Below are 19,903 nucleotides of genomic sequence, written 5' to 3' on the forward strand. Positions count from 1 at the left end.
GTCAACCTCCGAGGCGCCAGACCACCGACCAGGGCGCAAGCCGGTCGCCAGTCGCGCCCCAGATCGAGGTCCCCACACCGCTGTCGGAATATGCAGTGTCCTTGTCGGAGAGATTGGCGACGAGGCGCAACGTCGCGCCATCTCCCATGCGCCAATGTGCGGTGAGCAGGCCGCTATCGGCCACGGCGGCATCACCGAAGCGCGCACCTTTCAGTCGTGGCGCGATCTCTTTATGGCGGAGCGCAAGCAGCTCCCGCACCAGCGCGAGACGTGCATCCTGCTCCGGCGTGCGGCCGGTCCAGTCGAGCACGGCCGATTGCAGCGTTGCCGGATCGAGCGGGTCCGGCACCTCGTCGCCATATGTCTCATAGGCCCAGGCGTATTCCTGCTTTCGCCCTTTGCGGACGGCATCAGCCAGTCCGCCCTGGAAGTCGCAGAAGAACGGGAAGGGCGCGCTAGAGCCCCACTCCTCGCCCTGGAACAGCATCGGCACCATCGGCGCGAGCAGGGTCACCGCAAGCGCGGCTTCGATCTGCTTGGGCGGTGCCAGGCTTTCGAGCCGGTCGCCGAGCGGCCGGTTGCCGATCTGGTCGTGGTTTTGCAGGAAATTGACGAAGGTTGCCGGCGGCAGCTCGCCGCTGTTCTCGCCGCGCTGCTTCTTGCCCCAGAATTCCGAGATCTCGCCCTGATAGACGAAGCCGGAGGCGAGCGCGCGTGCGAGATCGAGGCGCGGTGTCTGATAGTCCGCGTAATAGCCGGCGAGCTCGCCGGTCAGCATCACGTGCCAGACGTGGTGGTAGTCGTCGTTCCACTGCGCGCGATATTTGCCGTTCGGGGGCTCCTGCGCGGCGTCGAGCAGGCTCGCGCGATTGTCGCCGTTCTCCAGCACGAGATGGATATGCCGCCCCGTCGCCTTGGCAAGCTCGCCCGCGGCGACGCTGAGGTCTTGCAGCATCGATTGCTCGCCGGGGCTCGCCATGATGTGGTTGGCGGCATCGAGCCTCAGGCCGTCGAAGCGATAGTCACTGAGCCACGACAGCGCGTTCTCGACGGCAAAAGCGCGAACCTGCGGCACGCGATAATCGATCGCACTGCCCCATGGCGTGTGCGCGTCGGTGAAGAAGGCCGGCGCGTAGCGGCCGAGGTAATTTCCCTCGGGGCCGAAATGATTGTAGACGACGTCGAGGAATACCATCAGCCCGCGCAGATGTGCTTCGTCGATCAGCGTCTTCAGATCATCGGGACGGCCATAGGCGCTGTCGGGTGCGTACCACAGCACGCCATCATAACCCCAGCCGCGACGACCGGCAAAGTCGGCCAGCGGCATCAGTTCGACCGCGGTGATGCCGGTCGCGACGAGATGATCGAGCTTGTCGATCATGGCACGATAGGTGCCTTCCGCAGTGAAGGTGCCGACATGCGTCTCGATCAGCACCGTTTCTTCCCAGGAACGGCCGCGCCAATCGGATGCGCGCCAGGCGAAGGCGTCGTGATCGATCACCTCGCTCGGGCCGAACACGTCGTCGGGCTGGAATGCAGACGCCGGATCGGGCACGTCCACCTCGTCGTCGATCCTGAATTTGTAGTTGCTGCCGACGGGCAGATTGGCAATGTCGGCGACATACCAGCCATCCTGCCGGCGCTGCATCGCGTGTCGTCTGTCGAGCAGGAGATCGACACGGCGCGCGGCAGGCGCCCACAGCCGGAACGACACGCCGTCCTTCGTCGGCCTCGCCCCGAAGGATGGCCTCATAGCGCCCCCGCGAAAGCGAGCACGGAGCGCGGCGGCGCCTTGCTGTCGCTTCCGGGCAGGAAGTCGACCGTGTTCAGCTTGGCGTCGGTCGTGTTGAGGATTTGCTGCCAGCTCTTGTATTCGGTCAATTTTGGCAATTTGAATGCGATCTCTTCGGGGGCTGCGTTCAGTACGATAAAGATCGCGGCGCTGCCCGGTTCCATCGGCCCCATCACATAGGAGAGAAACCGCCCTTCCGGGAATTTCCAGTCATTTTCCGTCATTTCGTCGCCGGCCGGCGTCAGCCACAGCGCGCCGTAGGAGATGCCGTCCTTGGGGCGGCCGTCGAGCCAGCGATGGCTGCGGAGCTGCGAGAACCGGCGGCGGATATCGGCGAGCTCGGCGACGAAATCGACCATGTCGTCGCCGTCCTTGCCGAGATTGTCCCAGCCGACCCAGCCAACCTCGTTGTCTTGGCAATAGGCGTTGTTGTTGCCTGATTGCGTATTGCCGACCTCGTCGCCGGCGAGGATCAGCGGAATGCCCTGCGCCAGCATGAGGCAGGCCAGCACGTTCTTGCGAAGTTGCCGGCGCAAGCTGACGATTTGGGGATCGTCGGTCGGGCCCTCGACACCGCAATTGTTGCTGTGGTTGTCGCTGGAGCCGTCACGATTGTCCTCGCCATTGGCCTCGTTGTGCTTCTCGTTGTAGCTGAAGAGATCGGCGAGGGTGAACCCGTCATGCACTGTGATGTGGTTGACGCTGGCGCGCGGCCGCCGTCCGTCGTGGTTGAACAGGTCGGAGGACGCCGTCATGCGGCTGGAGATGTCGCCGATCAGGCTGCCTTCGCCGCTCCAGTAGCGGCGCATGGCGCTGCGGTAACGGTCGTTCCACTCCGACCATTGCGAGGGAAATGCGCCCACCTGATAGCCGCCGAGGCCGAGGTCCCAGGGTTCGGCGACGAGCTTGACGCTCGCCAGCACCGGGTCCTGGCGGATCGCGGTCAGGAACGAGCTGCCGCGATCATAGCCGTTCGGCCCGCGCGCCAGCGTGGTGGCGAGGTCGAAACGGAAGCCGTCGACGTGGCAGACTTCGACCCAGTAGCGCAGGGAATCCATCACCATCTGCAGCACGCGCGGGTGGGTGAGGTTCACCGACGAGCCGCAGCCGGTGAAGTCGTCGTAATAGCGCGGGTTCTCGCGGTTCAGCCAGTAATAGGAGGCGTTGTCGATGCCGCGGTAGCACAGCGTCGGACCGAGGTGATTGCCCTCGGCGGTGTGGTTGTAGACGACGTCGAGCATCACCTCGATGCCGGCATCGTGCAGACGGGCGACCGTAGTGCGAAAGGAATCGAGGGCGTTGTCCTGGGCGTAGCGCTGCTCGGGCGCGAAGAAGGACAAGGTGTTGTAGCCCCAGTAATTGACGAGCTTCTTCTCCACCAGAATGCGGTCATCGACGAAGCTGTGCACCGGCAGAAGCTCCACCGTGGTGACGCCGAGCTTCTTCAGGTGCTCGATCATGGCCGGCGAGGACAGGCCGCCATAGGTGCCGCGCAAATTCGGCGGCACGTCGTCGCGCTTCTGCGTCAGTCCCTTGATGTGGGCCTCGTAGATGATGGTGTCTTCCCAGGGAATGTTGGGCCGGATCTCGCGGCGGCCCCAGTTGAAGGTCTCGTCGACGACGACGGCCTTGGGCATGCCGCGCGCGTTGTCGCGCCTGTCGAACGACAGGTCCTCGCGCGGGCTTCCGGTGCGGTAGGCGAAATGCGCGTCGCTCCAGACCAGCCGCCCGGAAAGCCGCTTGGCATAGGGGTCGAGCAGCAGCTTGTTGGCGTTGAAACGATGGCCGTGTTCGGGCTCGTAGGGGCCATGCACGCGGTAGCCGTAGAGCTGGCCGGGCGAGACGTCGTTGAGATAGCCGTGCCAGACATCCTCGGTGCGCTCCGGCAGCTCGACGCGCTCGAGTTCGCGGCGGCCCTGCATGTCGAACAGGCATAGCTCGACCTTCTGCGCGTTGGCGGAGAACAGCGCGAAATTGGTGCCGCGTCCGTCCCAGCTTGCGCCGAGGCGTGCGGGCGATCCAGCAGTCAGGCGCATCATTCAGCTTTCCGGAACGAGGAAGATCGCGGCGAGCGGCGGAATGGTGAGACGTAGCTCGCCATTGACGGCGTGGACTTCGCCGATATTGCCGACATTGCTGCCGCCGTAATGGGCGGAGTCCGAGTTGAACACTTCCTTCCACTTGCCGCCGAGGGGCGCGCGAACGCGGTAGTTGCGATAGACGTTAGGCGAGAAATTGACGATCACCATGCACCGGGCATGCTCGTCAAATCCCTTGCGCAGCCAGGCGAACACGTTGCGGTTGGCGTCGTCGGTGATCAGCCATTCGAAGCCGGCCTGCTCGCAATCCATCTCGTGCAGGGCGGGCACCGCGCGATAGAGCCGGTTGAGATCGCGGATCAGCGCCTGGATGCCTGAATGTGGCTTGTAGTCGAGCAAGTGCCAGTCGAGCGACTGGTCGTGATTCCATTCGCGGCTTTGCGCGATCTCGGCGCCCATGAACAGCAGCTTCTTGCCGGGATGGCCGAACATGAAGCTGTAATAGGCGCGCAAATTCGCGAAGCGCTGCCATTCGTCGCCGGGCATGCGCCCCAGGATCGAGCGCTTGCCGTGCACGACCTCGTCATGCGACAGGGGCAGGACGAAGTTCTCCGAGAAGGCGTAGTGCAGGCCGAACAGGATGTCGCCGTGATGATGCTTGCGGTGGATCGGGTCCTTGCTGATGTAGTTCAGCGTGTCGTGCATCCAGCCCATGTTCCATTTGTAGCCGAAGCCGAGCCCGCCGAATTCGACCGGACGCGAAACCTGCGGCCAGGCGGTGGACTCTTCGGCGGCCGTGGTCGCCTGCGGGAAACGCGCGAACAGCTCGGTGTTGACGCGACGCAAGAAAGCGATCGCTTCGATGTTCTCCCGGCCGCCATGCTGGTTGGGAATCCACGCGCCGGGCGGACGGCTGTAGTCGAGGTAGAGCATGGACGCGACGGCATCGACCCGCAGTCCGTCGATCGCGTAGCGCTCGAGCCAGAACAGCGCGTTCGAGACCAGGAAGTTCGTTACTTCGGTGCGGCCGTAATTGTAGATCAACGTGCCCCAATCGAGGTGCCGGCCCTGGAGCGGATTGGCGTGCTCGTAAAGCGCGGTGCCGTCGAAGCTGCCGAGCCCGTGCGGATCGTCCGGGAAGTGGCCGGGTACCCAGTCGAGCAGCACGCCGACGCCTTCGCGGTGGCAGGCATCGATGAGCGCGGCAAAATCCTCCGGTGTGCCGAAACGGCTGGTTGGCGCATACAGGCCGGTCGGCTGATAGCCCCATGAGCCGTCGAAAGGATGCTCGCTGACGGGGAGGAATTCGAGATGGGTGAAGCCCATGTCGCGGGCGTAGGCCGGCAGTTGCTCGGCCAGCTCGCGATAGGTGAGCCATTCATCACCGTTCTTGCGACGCCATGAGCCGAGATGGACCTCGTAGATCGACATCGGCGCGGACAACGCGTTGATGCCGTCGGGCGCCGGTCGCGGCCGCGGCAGATGCGCTTCGTCGAACACGATGGAAGCGGTCTTCGGCCGCACCTCGCTTGCAAAGGCCATCGGATCGGACTTCAGCGGAAGCAGATGGCCATGCGGTCCGATAATTTCGAACTTGTAGTGGTCGCCGGCCTTGGCGTGCGGGATGAACAATTCCCAATAGCCCGCGCCGCGCACCCGCATCGGATGGCGCCGCCCGTCCCAGAAGTTGAAGTCGCCGACCACGGAGACACGCCGGGCGTTGGGCGCCAGCACCACGAAGCCGATGCCATCGATGCCTTCGAGCCGCATCGGATGCGCGCCGAGCTTGTCGTAAAGGCGCTGGTGGGTGCCTTCGCCGAGCAGATAGAGATCGAAATCGGTCAGGATCGGCGGAAAGCGATAGGTGTCCTCGAATTCGATGACGTTGTCGCCGAACTTCGCGCGGAGCTGGTAGTGCTTCGCGCCGTTCGGAAGAGCGCCTATGAACAGGCCGGAAGCATGGACGCGATCGAGCTTCGCCACCTCGCCGTGCTCGCCCACCGCTTCGACGTTGGACGCATCGGGAAGAAATGCGCGCACCACGCTCTTGTCGCCCTCGGGATGCAGCCCGAGATAGTGGAAAGGATCGGAGTGGCGACCCTCGATGATCGCATAGGCCTCGGCAGGGAGTTTAGGCATGGGCTTCGCTCTCGATACTGGACAGAATGCGAAGCAGTCCGGACAGCGGCGCATGGAGCCCCTCAGGCCGGTGGGACAGCTCGTACTCTACTTCCTTAAACGCTTGATCAAGCAGGAAAAACGTTAACAGGCCGGTCGCGGATTGCCGATCCTCCGGCCACAGCCGCCGATCGGTCATGGCTTCGCGGTAGGCGGTGAGGAACGTCGCGGTGGCGCGCTCGCGCCATTCGCCAAGCGCAGCCGTAAGCCGGCCCTGTTCGTCGGAGGCGCCCGTGAGCGCGCGGTGAAGCGCCGCGTTAACCGAAAGATCAATCGAGCGGATCAGACCGGCAACGTCGCGCGCCGCGGGCAACTTGCGCCGCTTGTCGGCCTGCGGCAAACGCGGATCTCCGTCGAAGTCGATGATGAAGATATCGTCCTTCACGATCAGAGTTTGCCCGAGGCGGAAGTCGCCATGATGACGGATGTTCAACCCGCCGATCGCGGAAGGCAACAGCGCGTTGAGCCGGCCGGACAGGGACGCGCGCGCCGCGGTGAGCTGATTGGCCAGCGGTCGGTCCACCTCCCGCAGGCCGTCGCTGCTGGCGGCCAGGCGCTCGAAAACGCGCTCGGCCCGTGCCTTGAGCTCGGATGACCAGCGCTTGACGTGTGCAGAGCCGATAGGCTCCGGCGCGAGATCGCCTGGCTTTGCGGCGGCCAGAGCCACATGCAGCTCGGCGAGCCGCCGGCCGATCTGCGCGATGAAGTGCAGATAGGGCGCTTGCTCCTGGGTCTCCCGGGGCATCTCGCCCGGGGGCAGCACCCGCTGCTCGTCGATATAGCGGTCGAGATAGCCCGCGGTGACAGCCCAGCCGTCGCCCTGGTTCTCGACATAGGCGTGCAGCACGCCGACTGCGCTGCGACTGTCGTCTTCGACCAGCTCGACGCTGCCGAGCAGTGCAGGCGTATTGGCAAAGCGGGCGATTTCGGTGAGGTAGGAGCCGATCTCGATCTCGGGATTGATGCCGCCTTCGAGCTGGCGATAGATCTTGGCGACATACTGGTTGTCGACCAGCGCTGTGCTGTTCGACTGCTCGATCGCGCGGATGCGTTCGGGCTCCTTGATGGTGTACTCGGCAAACCGGCTGGTCGCCTTGAACTCCAGCCGCAGATTGTTTTCTTCCACCACCAGGTTCTGCGACAGATTGCGCAGGAACAGGCCAATGAAGATCTGCTCGGTCGCCACATCCAGCAGCGTCCCTTCGCGGGCGCCCTGGCGCACGGCGGCGAGCGCCCTGGGATTGAAGCGTTCACGGTCGAAGCGCACCCATTCGATCTGCATCGGCAGCACGTAGCGCGTGGTGACGTCGCCCTGCGCCGCCTCGAAGAACGCGATCCAGGGCCTGTTGTCGCCGATATCGCAGAACGGCACCGCCGAGGTCAGCGTCGGCTTGATGTGCTTGGGATTGTGCTCCGGATACCAGCGCGTGCGCGACAGGAATCCCGGCAGCACCTCATGCTCGAACACGCCGCGCTCGCGCGCCAGCGACACCCAGGTCGAGTTCACGGGCACCACCAGCGTCTCGAATTCCGGCACTGCGCGCGGCGTCACCGGCTCGGACTTGTCGCGCTCGGTGAGCTGGAACCAGTAGAAGCCATAGGGCCCCAGCGTGACCATGTAGGGTAGCTCGCCGATCGGCGGAAACCGCGTGCGGCCGAGCATCTCCTGCGGGATGCGGTCCTTCCATGGCGACAGATCGAGCTCGGTCGCCTGGGCCGCGCGCGACAGATTGGCGACGCAGAGGATCACCTCGTCGCGGTACTGGCGGACATAGGCCAGCACGGCGCGATTGGCGGGACGGATGAACGTCATGGTACCACGGCCGAAGGCGAGCGTCGATTTGCGCACCGAGATCAGGCGCTTGGTCGCGCTGAGCAGCGAGGACAGGCTGCGCGACTGTGCCTCCACGTTCACCGATTCGTAGCCGTAGACGGGATCCATGATCAGAGGCGCATAGAGGCGGGCCGGGTCGCAGCGCGAGAAGCCGCCGTTGCGGTCCGGGCTCCACTGCATCGGCGTGCGCACGCCGTTGCGGTCGCCGAGATAGATGTTGTCGCCCATCCCGATCTCGTCGCCGTAATAGATGATCGGCGTGCCGGGGAAGGACAGCAGCAGCGAGTTCATCAGCTCGATCTTGCGCCGGTCGTTGTCCATCAGCGGCGCGAGGCGCCGGCGGATGCCGACATTGATGCGGGCGCGCGGATCGTTGGCGTAGGTGGTCCAGAGATAGTCCCGCTCGACGTCCGTGACCATCTCCAGCGTCAGCTCGTCATGGTTGCGCAGGAACAGCGCCCATTGGCAGCTTGCCGGAATGTCCGGCGTCTGGCGCAAAATGTCGGTGATCGGGAAGCGGTCCTCCTGCGCGATCGCCATGTAGATGCGCGGCATCAGCGGGAAATGGTAGGCCATGTGGCATTCGTCGCCGCGGCCGAAATATTCCTGCACGTCCTCCGGCCATTGATTGGCCTCGGCCAGCAGCAGCTTTCCCTTGGAATAGGAATCCAGTTCCTGGCGCAGCCGCTTGATGATCGCATGCGTCTCGGGAAGGTTCTCGTTCGAGGTGCCCTCGCGCTCGCAGAGATAGGGAATGGCATCGAGCCGGAAGCCGTCGACGCCGGCATCCAGCCAGCGCTTCATCACCTGGATCAGCGCGCTGACGACGCGCGGATTGTCGAAATTGAGGTCCGGCTGGTGCGAGAAGAAGCGATGCCAGTAGAACGCGCCGGCCTCGTGATCCCAGGTCCAGTTCGATTTCTCCGTGTCGGTGAAGATGATCCGCGTGCCCTGGTATTTCTGGTCGGTGTCGCTCCAGACATACCAGTTGCGGGCGCTCGAGCCTGCAGGACTGCGGCGCGCGCGCTTGAACCAATTGTGCTGGTCCGAGGTGTGGTTGACGACCAGCTCGGTGATGACGCGCAGGCCGCGCTTCTGCGCTTCCTGGATGAAGCGCTTGAAGTCCTTCATCGTTCCGAAATCGGGATTGACCGCGCCGTAGTCGCCGATGTCGTAGCCGTCGTCGCGGCCGGGCGAGGGATAGAACGGCAACAGCCACAGCGCGGTCACGCCGAGCTCCTGGAGATAAGGCAGCTTCTCGGTCAGCCCTGCGAAATCGCCGATGCCATCATGATTGCTATCGGCAAACGCCTTGACGTGGAGCTGATAGATGATGGCGTCCTTGTACCAGAGTTCATCCACGATCTCGGCAGCCTCGGCTTTCTTGGTGTCGACGGAAGGCAATACGTTCATGGCGTGCGCCCCTACGCCAGGCAGCGGAACAGCAGCGCCGGATCGCGGTCGGGATCGATACGCAACCTGATCCCGCCCCATTCGATGCGGGCCTGTTCGCCGGTGAGGAGGTTTTCGAGTGCCGACACGTGGTGTCGCTGCCCGCCGGCGTCAACCGTGATGTCGCCGAGCGGCAACCAGAATTCGCGTACGTGGCGCGAGAGCGCGACCACGGCCACGACGATGTTGGCCGGGTCGGTCGCTTCCTTGACGAAGGCAATCGTCTCGTCGTCTTCGATGCCGAGGAAGCGCAGGTTCGCCGTCTGCCGAAGCGCGGCATTCTCGTTGCGGATGCGATTGAGCTCCGTGATATAGGCCTTGATGGTGCCGGGCTTGTCCCAGTCGCGCTGCTTGATCTGGTATTTCTCGGAGTCGAGATACTCCTCGCGGCCGGGGATCGCGTCGTGCTCCAGCAACTCGAACCCGCTGTAGACGCCGTAATTGCCGGACAACGTCGCGGCGAGCGCGACGCGCGATCTGAACGCCCATGTCTCCCCGCCTTGGAGATGATAGGGCAAAAGATCGGGCGTGTTCACGAACAGGTTCGGCCGATAGAAGTCACGTTCCGGATAACGCGTCAGCTCACCGAGATATTGCTGCAGCTCCCACTTCGCCGTGCGCCAGGGGAAATAGCTGAACGATTGTGCAAAGCCGAGCTTGGCGAGCCCCTTCATCAGCTTCGGGCGCGCAAACGTCTTGGAGAACAGGATTACCTCGGGATGCCGGCGGCGGATGTCACGGATCAGCCATTCCCAGAAGGCGAGCGGCGCGGTGTCGTGATTGTCGATGGCGAAGATGGTGACGCCGTGGTCGATCCAGAACAGCATGGCGTCGCGAAATGCGTTCCACAGTCCAGCCCGGTCGACGGACGTGAAATCGGGGATGACGATGTCGGAATAGGGGCCCTCAGCCGTCCGCACCGAGCGGTCCGGGCGCCATTTGAACCATTCCGGATGCTGTGTCAGCCACGGGTGGTCCGGCGAGCATTGCACGGCGAAGTCGAGCGCGAGCTCGAGCCCGTATTCCAGGCAGGTCGCGACCAGCGCGCGAAAATCCTCAATCGTGCCGAGTTCGGGATGCAGCGCGTCGTGCCCGCCTTCAATGGCGCCGATCGCATAAGGCGAGCCGGGATCGCCTTCGCTCGCTACCGGCGTGTTGTTGCGGCCCTTGCGCCGGGTGCGGCCAATGGGATGAATGGGCGTGAAGTAGAGCACGTCGAAGCCCATCGCGGCGATGTCGGGCACGCGCACGATGCAGTCGCGGAGCGTGCCATGCTGTCCTGCCACCATGCTCTGGCTGCGCGGCATCATCTGATACCAGGCGCCGAAGCGCGCCTTGTCGCGGTCGACGAACAGCGGGAATAGCGCCGAGCGCGTGAGGTCCGGCCGCGACTGGCTCTCGGCCATGGCTGCGCCGAGCTCGGTTGCCAGCAGCGGGGCAACGTCGCCGGTCTGAAGATAGTCCTCGCATTGCCTGACGATGACGGCGGCGGCGTCCTGCTGCGCGCCATGCGCCTTGGTCAGAAGGCCGGCGCCCTCGATCGCATCGAGGGTGACGTCGGCACCGGAGCGCTGCTTGCGCGTGATGGCGTGCGACCAGGTGGCGAACTCGTCGGTCCAGGCTTCGATCGCATAGACATATTTGCCGGGCTCGACGGGTGTGAACGCGCCGGACCAGCGGTCATTGCCGTGAGGGATCATCGGCTCGCTCTGCCATTCGCGGTCCTGTTCTTGTCGCCAGATCAGCGCTGCGCCGATCACTGCGTCGCCGTCGCGGTAGATGTCGGCCCAGACCTCGACCCGTTCGCGCGCGATCCGCTTCACGGCGAAGCGCCCGCCGTCGATCAGGGGATAGACGTCTTCGATGAGGAAAGTGCTGCCGGCTGCGGCACTCTCGACAGTTTGAATTGTCTTGTTCACGGTGATGCCATTGACAAGAAAGCAGGAGCCCGTTTCCCTTGCCGGGAACCTACGCTTGATACCTATATAGAAAGCCGCTTGTGTGTCATTGGTTCCCTGGGGAACGGCAGGCGCGGTTCGCGAGTTAACCCAGACTAACCTCTTCCGTCACCTCGTTAAAATCAATTCCCCCGGCCAGAGAATGGCTTGCAAGCTGCGTGCCGAATGGATCTTTTAGCTCAAGCCCGTATCAAGGGCGTTCAGTCTGAATTCGTCGATGCCCTCGGAAAGCTGCGGATCACGGATCCCGTGGCCCTCAAATCCATCCTCGACGCCCTGCCGGAGAAGCGGGTTTATCGCTTCGTCAGCGGGCCCGTGGTGGTACGCGCCCTGGGACATCCGCGCACCGAATTGGCGACGATCGGTGCGCCGCCGCTCAAATGGAAGATGACCGGCAACGGCAACGTGATCGCGCAGGGTGAGACGCGCGAACCCGTGATCGCCTGGCCCGCCGGCCTGCCGCTCGGCTATCACCGGCTGACGCTGACCGATGCCGAAGGTGTGACCGAAGAGGTGCCGATGATCGTGGCGCCGGAGCGGGCCTTTGGCGGCGATTTCGACCGCGGCTGGCTGCTTGCCGTGCAGCTCTACAGCGTCCGCTCGGACCGTAATTGGGGCATCGGCGATTTCACCGACCTCGCCGGTCTCGTTCGGCTGGCCAAGCAATTGGGGGCCGACGGCGTCGGGCTCAATCCCCTGCATGTGTTGTTCGACGACCATCCGGCCGACTGCAGCCCCTATTCGCCGAACAGCCGGCTGTTTCTCAATCCGCTCTACATCGACGTCGAGGCGATTCCGGAATTTTCCCCCGACCTCGTCCCCGACGCGGCCGTGACCGCCGCGCGGCTCCGTAAGGGCGATCGTGTGCCCTATCCGGACATGGCGGCCTTGAAATGGCTGGCCTTGCGTGCCGCCTTCGACAGCTTCGTGAAAACCGCGAGCGGTGTCCGCCGCAACGAGTTCGACGCTTTCCGCGCGGCTCGCGCGCCGCTGTTGTCCCGTTTTGCCTGCTTTGAGGTGCTCCGCCATCGCTTCGCGGCGCCGTGGTGGGAATGGCCGAAGCAATGGCAGCAGCCGGACGCGACGAAATGCGCCGAGCTGCGCAATGGGCCCGACAAGCACGAGGTCGAGTTCGTCGAATTCGTGCAATGGACGGCCGACAGCCAGTTGCATGCCGCCAAGGAGCTGGCCAGTCAGCTCGGCATGCGGGTCGGGCTCTATCTCGACGTCGCCGTCGGCGTGCAGTCGAACGGCTTCGATGCCTGGAACGAGCAGGGGGCGATCTCCCGTCATCTCGCCGTCGGCGCGCCGCCGGACGTGCTCAACACTATCGGCCAGGATTGGGGCCTCGCCGGCTTCAATGCCGGCGGCCTGGAGGCGCAATCCTTCGTGCCGTTTGCCGATATGCTCGCAGCTTCGATGCGCCATTCCGGGGCCATCCGTCTCGATCACGTGCTGGGCTTGAAGCGGCTGTATCTGGTGCCGCGCGGCTTCAAGCCCGACAACGGCGCCTATGTGCAGATGCCGTTCGAGGCGCTGCTGGCCACCGTGGCGCGCGAGAGCGCGGCCCATAAGTGCATCGTGATCGGCGAGGACCTCGGCACGGTGCCGGAAGGTTTCCGCGAGACCATGCAGGATTTCGGCATCTGGTCCTACCTCGTCATGATGTTCGAGCGCGACGATGCCGGCCATTTCCGCGCCGTCGATCACTACCGGCCCAACGCGCTGGTGACGCTGAACACGCATGATTTGTCGACCTATGCCGGCTGGCGCTCCTTCAGCGATCTCAGGATGAAGCGCTCGCTCGGGCTCGATCCCGGCGAGAACGACCAGGCCCGCTGGGATGCGCTGGGCCAGCTCGACGAGATCCTGCGCCAGAATGGCATTCGTGCAAACGACCTCTATTCGGTGCTCGCCTTCCTGTCGCGCACGCCCTCGCGGCTGCTTGCGGTGTCGCTGGAGGATCTGCTCGGCGTGATCGACCAGCCCAACATTCCCGGCACAATCGACGAGCATCCGAACTGGCGCCAGCGCCTGCCCGTGACGCTCGACAAGATCGCCTCGAAGGTCGATCTCGCAGCCTTGAAGGCCGCAACGCGGGAACGCTCGTTGCCCGGCGGGCGTTGATCGCCGGGGTCTTCCAGGACGCCGTTTCGAGGCTCGCACGACATTGTCTCAGAGGATCGAGGACTACGCGCTTATCGGCGACTGCGAGACCGCGGCGCTGGTCGGCCGCAACGGCTCGATCGACTGGCTGTGCTGGCCGGCCTTCGATTCCGATGCCTGCTTTGCCGCGCTCCTCGGCACGCACAAGAACGGCCGCTGGCTGATCGCGCCGAGCGAGGACGTCACCGCGACGTCGCGCCGCTATCTCGGCGACACCCTTATCCTCGAAACGCGCTTTGAGACGGAGAGTGGCACGGTTGCGCTGATCGACTTCATGCCGCCGCGCGGCAAGGCCTCCGACATCGTGCGGCTGGTCCGCGGGGTCAGCGGCATGGTGAAGATGCGGATGGAGCTCGTCATCCGCTTCGGCTTCGGCGTCGACATCCCCTGGGTGCGGCGGATCGACCATTCCCTGCTGGCGGTCGCCGGGCAGGACATGACCGTGCTGCGGACGCCGGCGAAGACCCGCGGCGAGGATCTGACCACGGTTTCCGATTTCGAGGTGAGGGCCGGCGAGACCGTGCCGTTCGTGCTGACCTACGGCCCCTCGCATCTGGAGCCACCCGCGCCGATCGACCCGGAGCTCGCGCTCCAGGAGACGGAAAAATTCTGGCAGGACTGGTGCGGCCACTGTAATCGCGATGGCGACTATCGCGACCTGATCGTGCGCTCGCTGATCACGCTCAAGGCGCTGACCTTCGGTCCGACCGGCGGCATCGTCGCGGCGCCCACCACCTCCTTGCCGGAGAAGCTCGGCGGCGCCAGGAATTGGGACTACCGCTTCTGCTGGCTGCGCGATGCCACCTTCACGCTGCTGGCGCTGATGAATTCGGGCTATACCGAGGAAGCCCTGGCCTGGCACAATTGGCTGTTGCGTGCGGCTGCCGGGTCGCCGGCGAACATGCAGATCATGTACGGCATCTGGGGCCAGCGGCGGCTGCTGGAATGGGAGGCCGGTTGGCTCGACGGCTATGAGGGCGCGCAGCCGGTGCGCGTCGGCAACGCCGCGCATGCGCAGCTACAGCTCGACGTCTACGGCGAGTTGATCGACGCCTTCCACCAGTCGCGCATGGCCAAGCTCAAGCTCGACGACGAGACGACCTGGGCGCTGGAATGCGCCGTGCTCAAGCATCTCGCCGAGGTCTGGGACCAGCCCGATCATGGCATCTGGGAGCGGCGTGGACAGCCGAAGCACTATGTCTTCTCCAAGGTCATGACCTGGGTCGCCTTTGACCGCGGCATCAAGAGCGCCGAGACCTTCGGCTTCAAGGCGCCGCTCTTGCATTGGCGCGCCTTGCGCGACGCCATTCATCGCGACGTCTGCAACAACGGCTTCGACGCGGAGGAGAATGCCTTCGTCGAATCCTACGGCTCGAAGCTGCTCGATGCCAGCGTGCTGCTGCTGCCGGCCGTCGGCTTCCTGCCGGCGGAAGACCCGCGCATCCGCGGCACCATAGCGGCGATGGAAAAACACATGATGCCTGACGGCTTTGTGCTGCGGCACGATCCGCGCGAAGTGTCCGAGGAGAAGCAGCCGATCGAGGGAGCCTTCCTCGCCTGCACTCTGTGGCTGGCCGATGCCCATGTGCTGTCGGGCGATCTCGACAAGGCGCAGATCCTGTTCGATCGCGTGGTCGGTATCGCCAATGATGTCGGGCTGCTGGCCGAGGAATATGATTCAGGCGCCAAGCGTCAGACCGGCAATTTCCCCCAGGCGCTGACGCATATCGCGCTGGTCAACACCGCACATAATCTTTCGGCGGCAAGGCATGGCAGCGAGAAGCCCGCGATGCAGCGGTCGAAGCAGTGACCTAGGCGACCTCGTTCCGCTTCAAAATCATCTCCATCGCCTCCGCAAAACCGTCCTGCTCGTTGCTCGCGGTGACGTGGGTGGCCTGGTCCTTGACGTTGTCGGTCGCGTTGCCCATGGCGATCGAGGTGCCGCTGACGCGGAACATCGCGAGGTCGTTCTGCATGTCGCCGATGGTGGCGACTGCGTCCGTCGAAATGCCGAGGCGCTTGGCCATGGCTTGCACGAACGTCCCCTTGTCAAAGCCGGGTGGGGTGATGTCGAGATAATAGGTTTGCGAACGCACCGCGGTCGCCTCGCTGCCGAGCGCCTTCTGCATCGCCTTCTCGCAAGCTTCGAGGCCGGCTGCATCGGCGCTGGCGCCGACGATCTTGCAGGCGCTTGCAAGGTAGGGCGAAAAATCCGTCACAATGGTCGGGTCGGAGCGGATCGTATGCTGCTCATGGGCGACGTATTGGCCATCAGGCTTGTCGATTAGCCATTTGTCGGTAGTGAACAACCAGATGTCGGCGCCGAAGTCCCGGAGAATTTGCAAGGCTCGCTCGGCCGCGCCGGCCGGGATGAGATGCTGCTCGACCGGATTCATCTCGGGATCGACGATCGAGGAGCCGTTGAACGGGCCGACCGGCAGCCAGAGCGCCAGCGGCTCGATCAGGAAGCGCATGCCGATTGCGGGGCGGCTCGACGTAATCGTGAAACCGATGCCGGCCTGGTGCAGGCGCTGCACCGCGGACCTCGCGCGGTCGGTCAGCGTCTTGTCCTTGGTCAGCAGCGTACCGTCGACGTCGGAGACGACGAGCGAGATTTTTGTCATGGCGGTCCCTTGGGTGTTTCTTGGGTGTTTGCCCTCAGCGTTTCGCGCCGCCCAGCTTCAACTGCCGCACCGCGCCGTCCACGATCGCTTCCACGGATTCGTCGATCGAGACGGTGATCACGTGTTCGCCAGCCTCCGGCGGCTCCAGCGTGTTGAACTGGCTCGTCAACAGGCCGGGCGGCATGAAGTGCCCTTTGCGTTGCGCGAGGCGAGCGGCGATCAGCTCCTTCGTGCCCCTCAGGAAGACGAAGCGGACGTCGTCGCGTCCGCGCAGGAGCACGTCACGATAAGTGTGCTTCAGCGCCGAGCAGGCGATGATGACGTGCTCGCCCTTGTCACAGACCCGCGCGATCTCGTCGGCAATGGCGTTGAGCCAGGGCCAGCGGTCCTCGTCGGTGAGGGGATGGCCGGCCCGCATCTTCTCGACATTGCTGGCGGGATGAAAGCTGTCTCCGTCCTCGAACCGCCAGCCGAGGCGCTCGCCCAGCGCTTTTGCAACCGTGCTCTTGCCCGAGCCCGACACGCCCATCACGATCAATGCACAAGGTGCTTCAACGCCCGCCACGTATTCCCTCCGGAAGCGCGGCCTGGTCGACCAGCCAGACGGTCTCGCCATTCGAGCGCGCGCGTACAGCCGGCAGAGTCTCGCCATTGAGCAGGCGCGTCAAGATCGGCTTCTTGTCGTGCCCGGCAATCTCGAACAGCATTTCGCGGCATGACGCCAGCGCGGGCAGGGTGAGCGAGACCCGAGGCACGAAGGGGGCAACATTGGCCTTGGGGACGCCGACCACCCAGCGTCCCGTTTCCTCGATCGCGGGGTAGCCCGGGAATAGCGAAGCGGTGTGGCCGTCCGGGCCTGCGCCCATCAAAACCATGTCGAACAGCGGCCGTGCCGCATCGAGGCTTTTAGCGCCGTAGAAGGACTGCAGCTCGCGCGCATAGGCCTCGGCGCCCTGATCCGGGTTGTCGACCGTCGTCGGGATCGGGTGAACATGGCCGGAGGGCGCGTTGCGATCGAGAAAGGTCGCGCGCGCGACCGCCATGTTGTTGAGGGGGTCGCTTTCGGGCACGAAGCGCTCGTCACCGATGAACCAGTGCACGCGCTCCCACGGGATTTTTTCGCGCCAGGCGTCGCTGCCCAGCAGCTGGTAGAGCCTCTTTGGGCTGGAGCCGCCGGTCAGGCAGATCGCAATGCGCCCGGGATTGGCCGCGATTCGCGCCATCACCCGTTCGGCCGTGGCCCGCGCGAGAGACTCGGCGTCGGCCTCGACGATCAGCTTCGGCTGTCCGGCCGCCGCCGTCACGAAAACTTACGCCAGCTTCGGCCATCGCGGCGGAGCAATTCATCGGCGCAGGCGGGGCCGTCGCTGCCGGCTTGATAGGTCTCGATGCCGTTGCTGCCCGCGTTCTTCCAGGCGTCCAGGAACGGCTGCACCGCCTGCCATCCGGCTTCGATGCCGTCGGCGCGCTGGAACAGGATGTTGTCGCCGATCATGCAGTCGTAGATCAGCGTCTCGTAGCCGGTCGAGGGATCGGCCCGGAAATAGTCGCCATAGCGGAACTTCATCTCGACGCCGTCGATGGTGACGCTCGGCCCCGGGATCTTGGCGTTGAACTGGAGCTCGATGGTTTCGGTCGGTGCGATGCCGATCGTGAGGAAGTTCTGGGAGAGGCGATCGACAGCGGTGCCTGAGAACATCGACAGCGGCGCCTGCTTGAACTTGATCGCGACCTCGGTGCGCTTGTGGCCGAGCGCCTTGCCGGTCCGCAAATAGAACGGCACGCCGGCCCAGCGCCAATTGTCGATCATCAGTTTCAACGCGACATAGGTCTCGGTGGTGCTGCCGGGTTTGACGTCCTCGGTCTTGCGATAGTCCGGGATCTCATCGTCGCCGATGCGCCCCGAGAGATATTGGGCGCGCACCGAGCTCTTCAGCGCTTCCGCTTCGCTCGGGCGCTGAATCGAGGTCAGAATTTCGGCCTTCTCGGAGCGCACGGAATGGGCGTCGAAACGCGCCGGCGGCTCCATCGCGACCAGCGACATCAGCTGGAATAGATGGTTCGGCACCATGTCGCGCAGCGCGCCGGTAGCGTCGTAGAAACCGCCGCGATGGCCGACGCCGAGCTTTTCCTCCACCGTGATCTGGATGTGGTCGATATGGTTGCGATTCCAGATCGGCTCGAACATGCCGTTGGCAAAGCGCAGCACCAGGATGTTCTGCACCGTCTCCTTGCCGAGATAGTGATCGATCCGGTAGATCTGGTGCTCGTCCATGATCTTCAGGAGTTCGGTGTTCAGCGCGCGCGCCGAGGCGAGGTCGGTGCCGAACGGCTTTTCGATCACCAGCCGCCGCCACGCGCCGTTCTCCTTCATCATGCCGGTGCGGCCGAGCTCGCGCGCGGTCGGCGCGAACGCAGCCGGCGGCGTCGCAAGGTAGAACAGCCGGTTGCCACCGGTGTCCTGCGCGCATTCCAGCGTATCCAGATGCTCGCGCAGGCGGTCGAACGACGGCGGATCCTTCGGATCGGCCTCGACGAAGGTCACGCATTGCAGGAGCTGTTTCGCGACGTCGTCGTCGACCGGCCTCGTCGAGAACTCGCGCAGGCCCTTCATCAGGCTGTCGCGTAGCTCGTCATCCGACTGGCCCTTGCGGGCCACGCCGACGACGCAGAATTTCTCCGGCAGCATTTTCTCGGCCGCCAGATTGTAGAGCGAGGGCATCACCAGTCGATGGGTGAGGTCTCCGGTCACGCCAAAGATGACGAAGGCGCAATTTTCCGGCTTGCGCTTTGGCTGCGGGTCTTTTGTCACGAACTATTGGCCTTCGCTTGGTTACGTTTTACTTCCGCTTCGAGCTATTTGGGCTTCGAAGCAGCCGGCTGCTTCGGCTCCCTGTGGCCACCGAAGCCGGCTCGCATCGCTGAGAGAATTTTCTCGGCGAAGGTGTGTTCCTTGCGGGAACGGAAACGTGCGAACAGCGCCGCGGTCAGGACTTCAGCCGGCACCGCCTCGTCGATTGCGGCGTTCACGGTCCAGCGTCCTTCGCCGGAATCCTCGACGAAACCGGAATACTCCGTCAGCGTAGGGCTATCCGCGAGCGCGGTTGACGTCAGGTCGAGCAGCCAGGACGGGATCACGCTGCCGCGCCGCCACACCTCGGCGATGTCGGCGAGGTCGAAATCGTAGCGATGATCGGACGGCAGCGCATGGATATTGGCGTTCTTGAGGATGTCGAAGCCTTCGGCATAGGCCTGCATCAGGCCGTATTCGATGCCGTTGTGGATCATCTTGACGAAATGCCCGGCGCCGACCGGGCCGGCATGGATGTAGCCTTGCTCGATGCGGGGATCGCGCCCCTCACGTCCCTCCGTGCGTGGAATGTCGCCGGCGCCGGGCGCGAGCGCGGCGAAGATCGGATCGAGCCGATCGACCACCTGTTTCTCGCCGCCGATCATCATGCAATAGCCGCGGTCGAGGCCCCAGACGCCGCCGGAGGTGCCGACGTCGACATAGTGGATGCCGCGCTCCTTCAGCGCCTTGCCGCGACGGACGTCGTCCTGCCAGAACGTGTTGCCACCGTCGATGATGACGTCGCCTTCCTGCATTGCCCCCGCGATCGTGTCGATCGTGGTCTCGGTGATGCGGCCGGCCGGCAGCATCACCCAGGCCGTGCGCGGCCGCTCCAGTTTCGCAATGAACTCTTCGAGCGTCGCCGAGCCTGTCGCGCCGTCTGCGGCAAGGCCCGCGACTGCCTTGGCGTCCTTGTCGTAGACCACGGTCGAATGGCCGTGGCGCATCAGCCGGCGAACGATGTTGCCGCCCATCCGGCCGAGGCCGATCATGCCGAGTTGCATTTGAG

At 64.4% G+C, this 19,903-nt stretch carries 12 protein-coding genes; 2 read left to right on the top strand and 10 right to left on the bottom strand.

The window, feature by feature from the left end:
- Position 1 precedes the first annotated feature (1 nt).
- Genes treZ through C7G41_RS29670 form a run of 5 tightly spaced genes read right to left on the bottom strand, consistent with a single transcriptional unit; the run spans position 2 to position 11,214 of the window.
- Positions 2-1,753: a malto-oligosyltrehalose trehalohydrolase gene (gene treZ, locus C7G41_RS29650; RefSeq protein WP_106945846.1), complete on the bottom strand. Its 1,752-nt coding sequence runs from the start codon at positions 1,751-1,753 to the stop codon at positions 2-4.
- Positions 1,750-3,828: a glycogen debranching protein GlgX gene (gene glgX, locus C7G41_RS29655; RefSeq protein WP_106945876.1), complete on the bottom strand. Its 2,079-nt coding sequence runs from the start codon at positions 3,826-3,828 to the stop codon at positions 1,750-1,752. Before glgX ends, treZ begins: the two co-directional genes overlap by 4 nt.
- Before the next feature lie 3 nt (positions 3,829-3,831).
- Positions 3,832-5,970: a 1,4-alpha-glucan branching protein GlgB gene (gene glgB, locus C7G41_RS29660; RefSeq protein WP_106945847.1), complete on the bottom strand. Its 2,139-nt coding sequence runs from the start codon at positions 5,968-5,970 to the stop codon at positions 3,832-3,834.
- On the bottom strand, positions 5,963-9,256 hold the full coding sequence (treS, locus tag C7G41_RS29665) for a maltose alpha-D-glucosyltransferase (protein WP_106945848.1): 3,294 nt from the start codon (positions 9,254-9,256) through the stop codon (positions 5,963-5,965). The genes glgB and treS overlap by 8 nt, the downstream gene beginning before the upstream one ends.
- A gap of 11 nt (positions 9,257-9,267) precedes the next feature.
- Entirely contained in the window at positions 9,268-11,214 is a 1,947-nt protein-coding gene (locus tag C7G41_RS29670) for a maltotransferase domain-containing protein (protein ID WP_106945849.1), read from the bottom strand.
- A gap of 204 nt (positions 11,215-11,418) precedes the next feature.
- Between C7G41_RS29670 and malQ the strand changes: the two genes are divergently transcribed.
- Both malQ and C7G41_RS29680 read left to right on the top strand, forming a co-directional pair.
- Entirely contained in the window at positions 11,419-13,380 is a 1,962-nt protein-coding gene (gene malQ, locus C7G41_RS29675; RefSeq protein ID WP_106945850.1) for a 4-alpha-glucanotransferase, read from the top strand.
- Between the two features lie 43 nt (positions 13,381-13,423).
- Positions 13,424-15,229: a glycoside hydrolase family 15 protein gene (locus C7G41_RS29680; protein WP_106945851.1), complete on the top strand. Its 1,806-nt coding sequence runs from the start codon at positions 13,424-13,426 to the stop codon at positions 15,227-15,229.
- Between the two features lies 1 nt (position 15,230).
- Here the strand turns inward: C7G41_RS29680 and C7G41_RS29685 are convergent, their stop codons facing one another.
- The 5 genes from C7G41_RS29685 to gnd are packed head-to-tail and all read right to left on the bottom strand — an operon-like array spanning position 15,231 to position 19,898.
- On the bottom strand, positions 15,231-16,043 hold the full coding sequence (locus tag C7G41_RS29685; RefSeq protein ID WP_106945852.1) for an HAD family hydrolase: 813 nt from the start codon (positions 16,041-16,043) through the stop codon (positions 15,231-15,233).
- 34 nt (positions 16,044-16,077) lie between these two features.
- On the bottom strand, positions 16,078-16,608 hold the full coding sequence (locus tag C7G41_RS29690; RefSeq protein ID WP_106945853.1) for a gluconokinase: 531 nt from the start codon (positions 16,606-16,608) through the stop codon (positions 16,078-16,080).
- Positions 16,595-17,347 carry a 6-phosphogluconolactonase gene (gene pgl / locus C7G41_RS29695; protein WP_106945854.1) on the bottom strand — a complete coding sequence of 251 codons (753 nt, stop codon included), beginning with the start codon at positions 17,345-17,347 and terminating at the stop codon, positions 16,595-16,597. Before pgl ends, C7G41_RS29690 begins: the two co-directional genes overlap by 14 nt.
- Positions 17,344-18,855, bottom strand: a complete 1,512-nt coding sequence (gene zwf / locus C7G41_RS29700; protein ID WP_106945855.1) for a glucose-6-phosphate dehydrogenase — start codon at positions 18,853-18,855, stop codon at positions 17,344-17,346. Before zwf ends, pgl begins: the two co-directional genes overlap by 4 nt.
- Before the next feature lie 44 nt (positions 18,856-18,899).
- Positions 18,900-19,898: a phosphogluconate dehydrogenase (NAD(+)-dependent, decarboxylating) gene (gene gnd, locus C7G41_RS29705; protein WP_106945856.1), complete on the bottom strand. Its 999-nt coding sequence runs from the start codon at positions 19,896-19,898 to the stop codon at positions 18,900-18,902.
- Positions 19,899-19,903 lie beyond the last annotated feature (5 nt).

Source organism: Bradyrhizobium sp. MOS002 (genome assembly GCF_003020115.1).
In the GTDB taxonomy this organism is placed as follows: Bacteria; Pseudomonadota; Alphaproteobacteria; order Rhizobiales; family Xanthobacteraceae; genus Bradyrhizobium.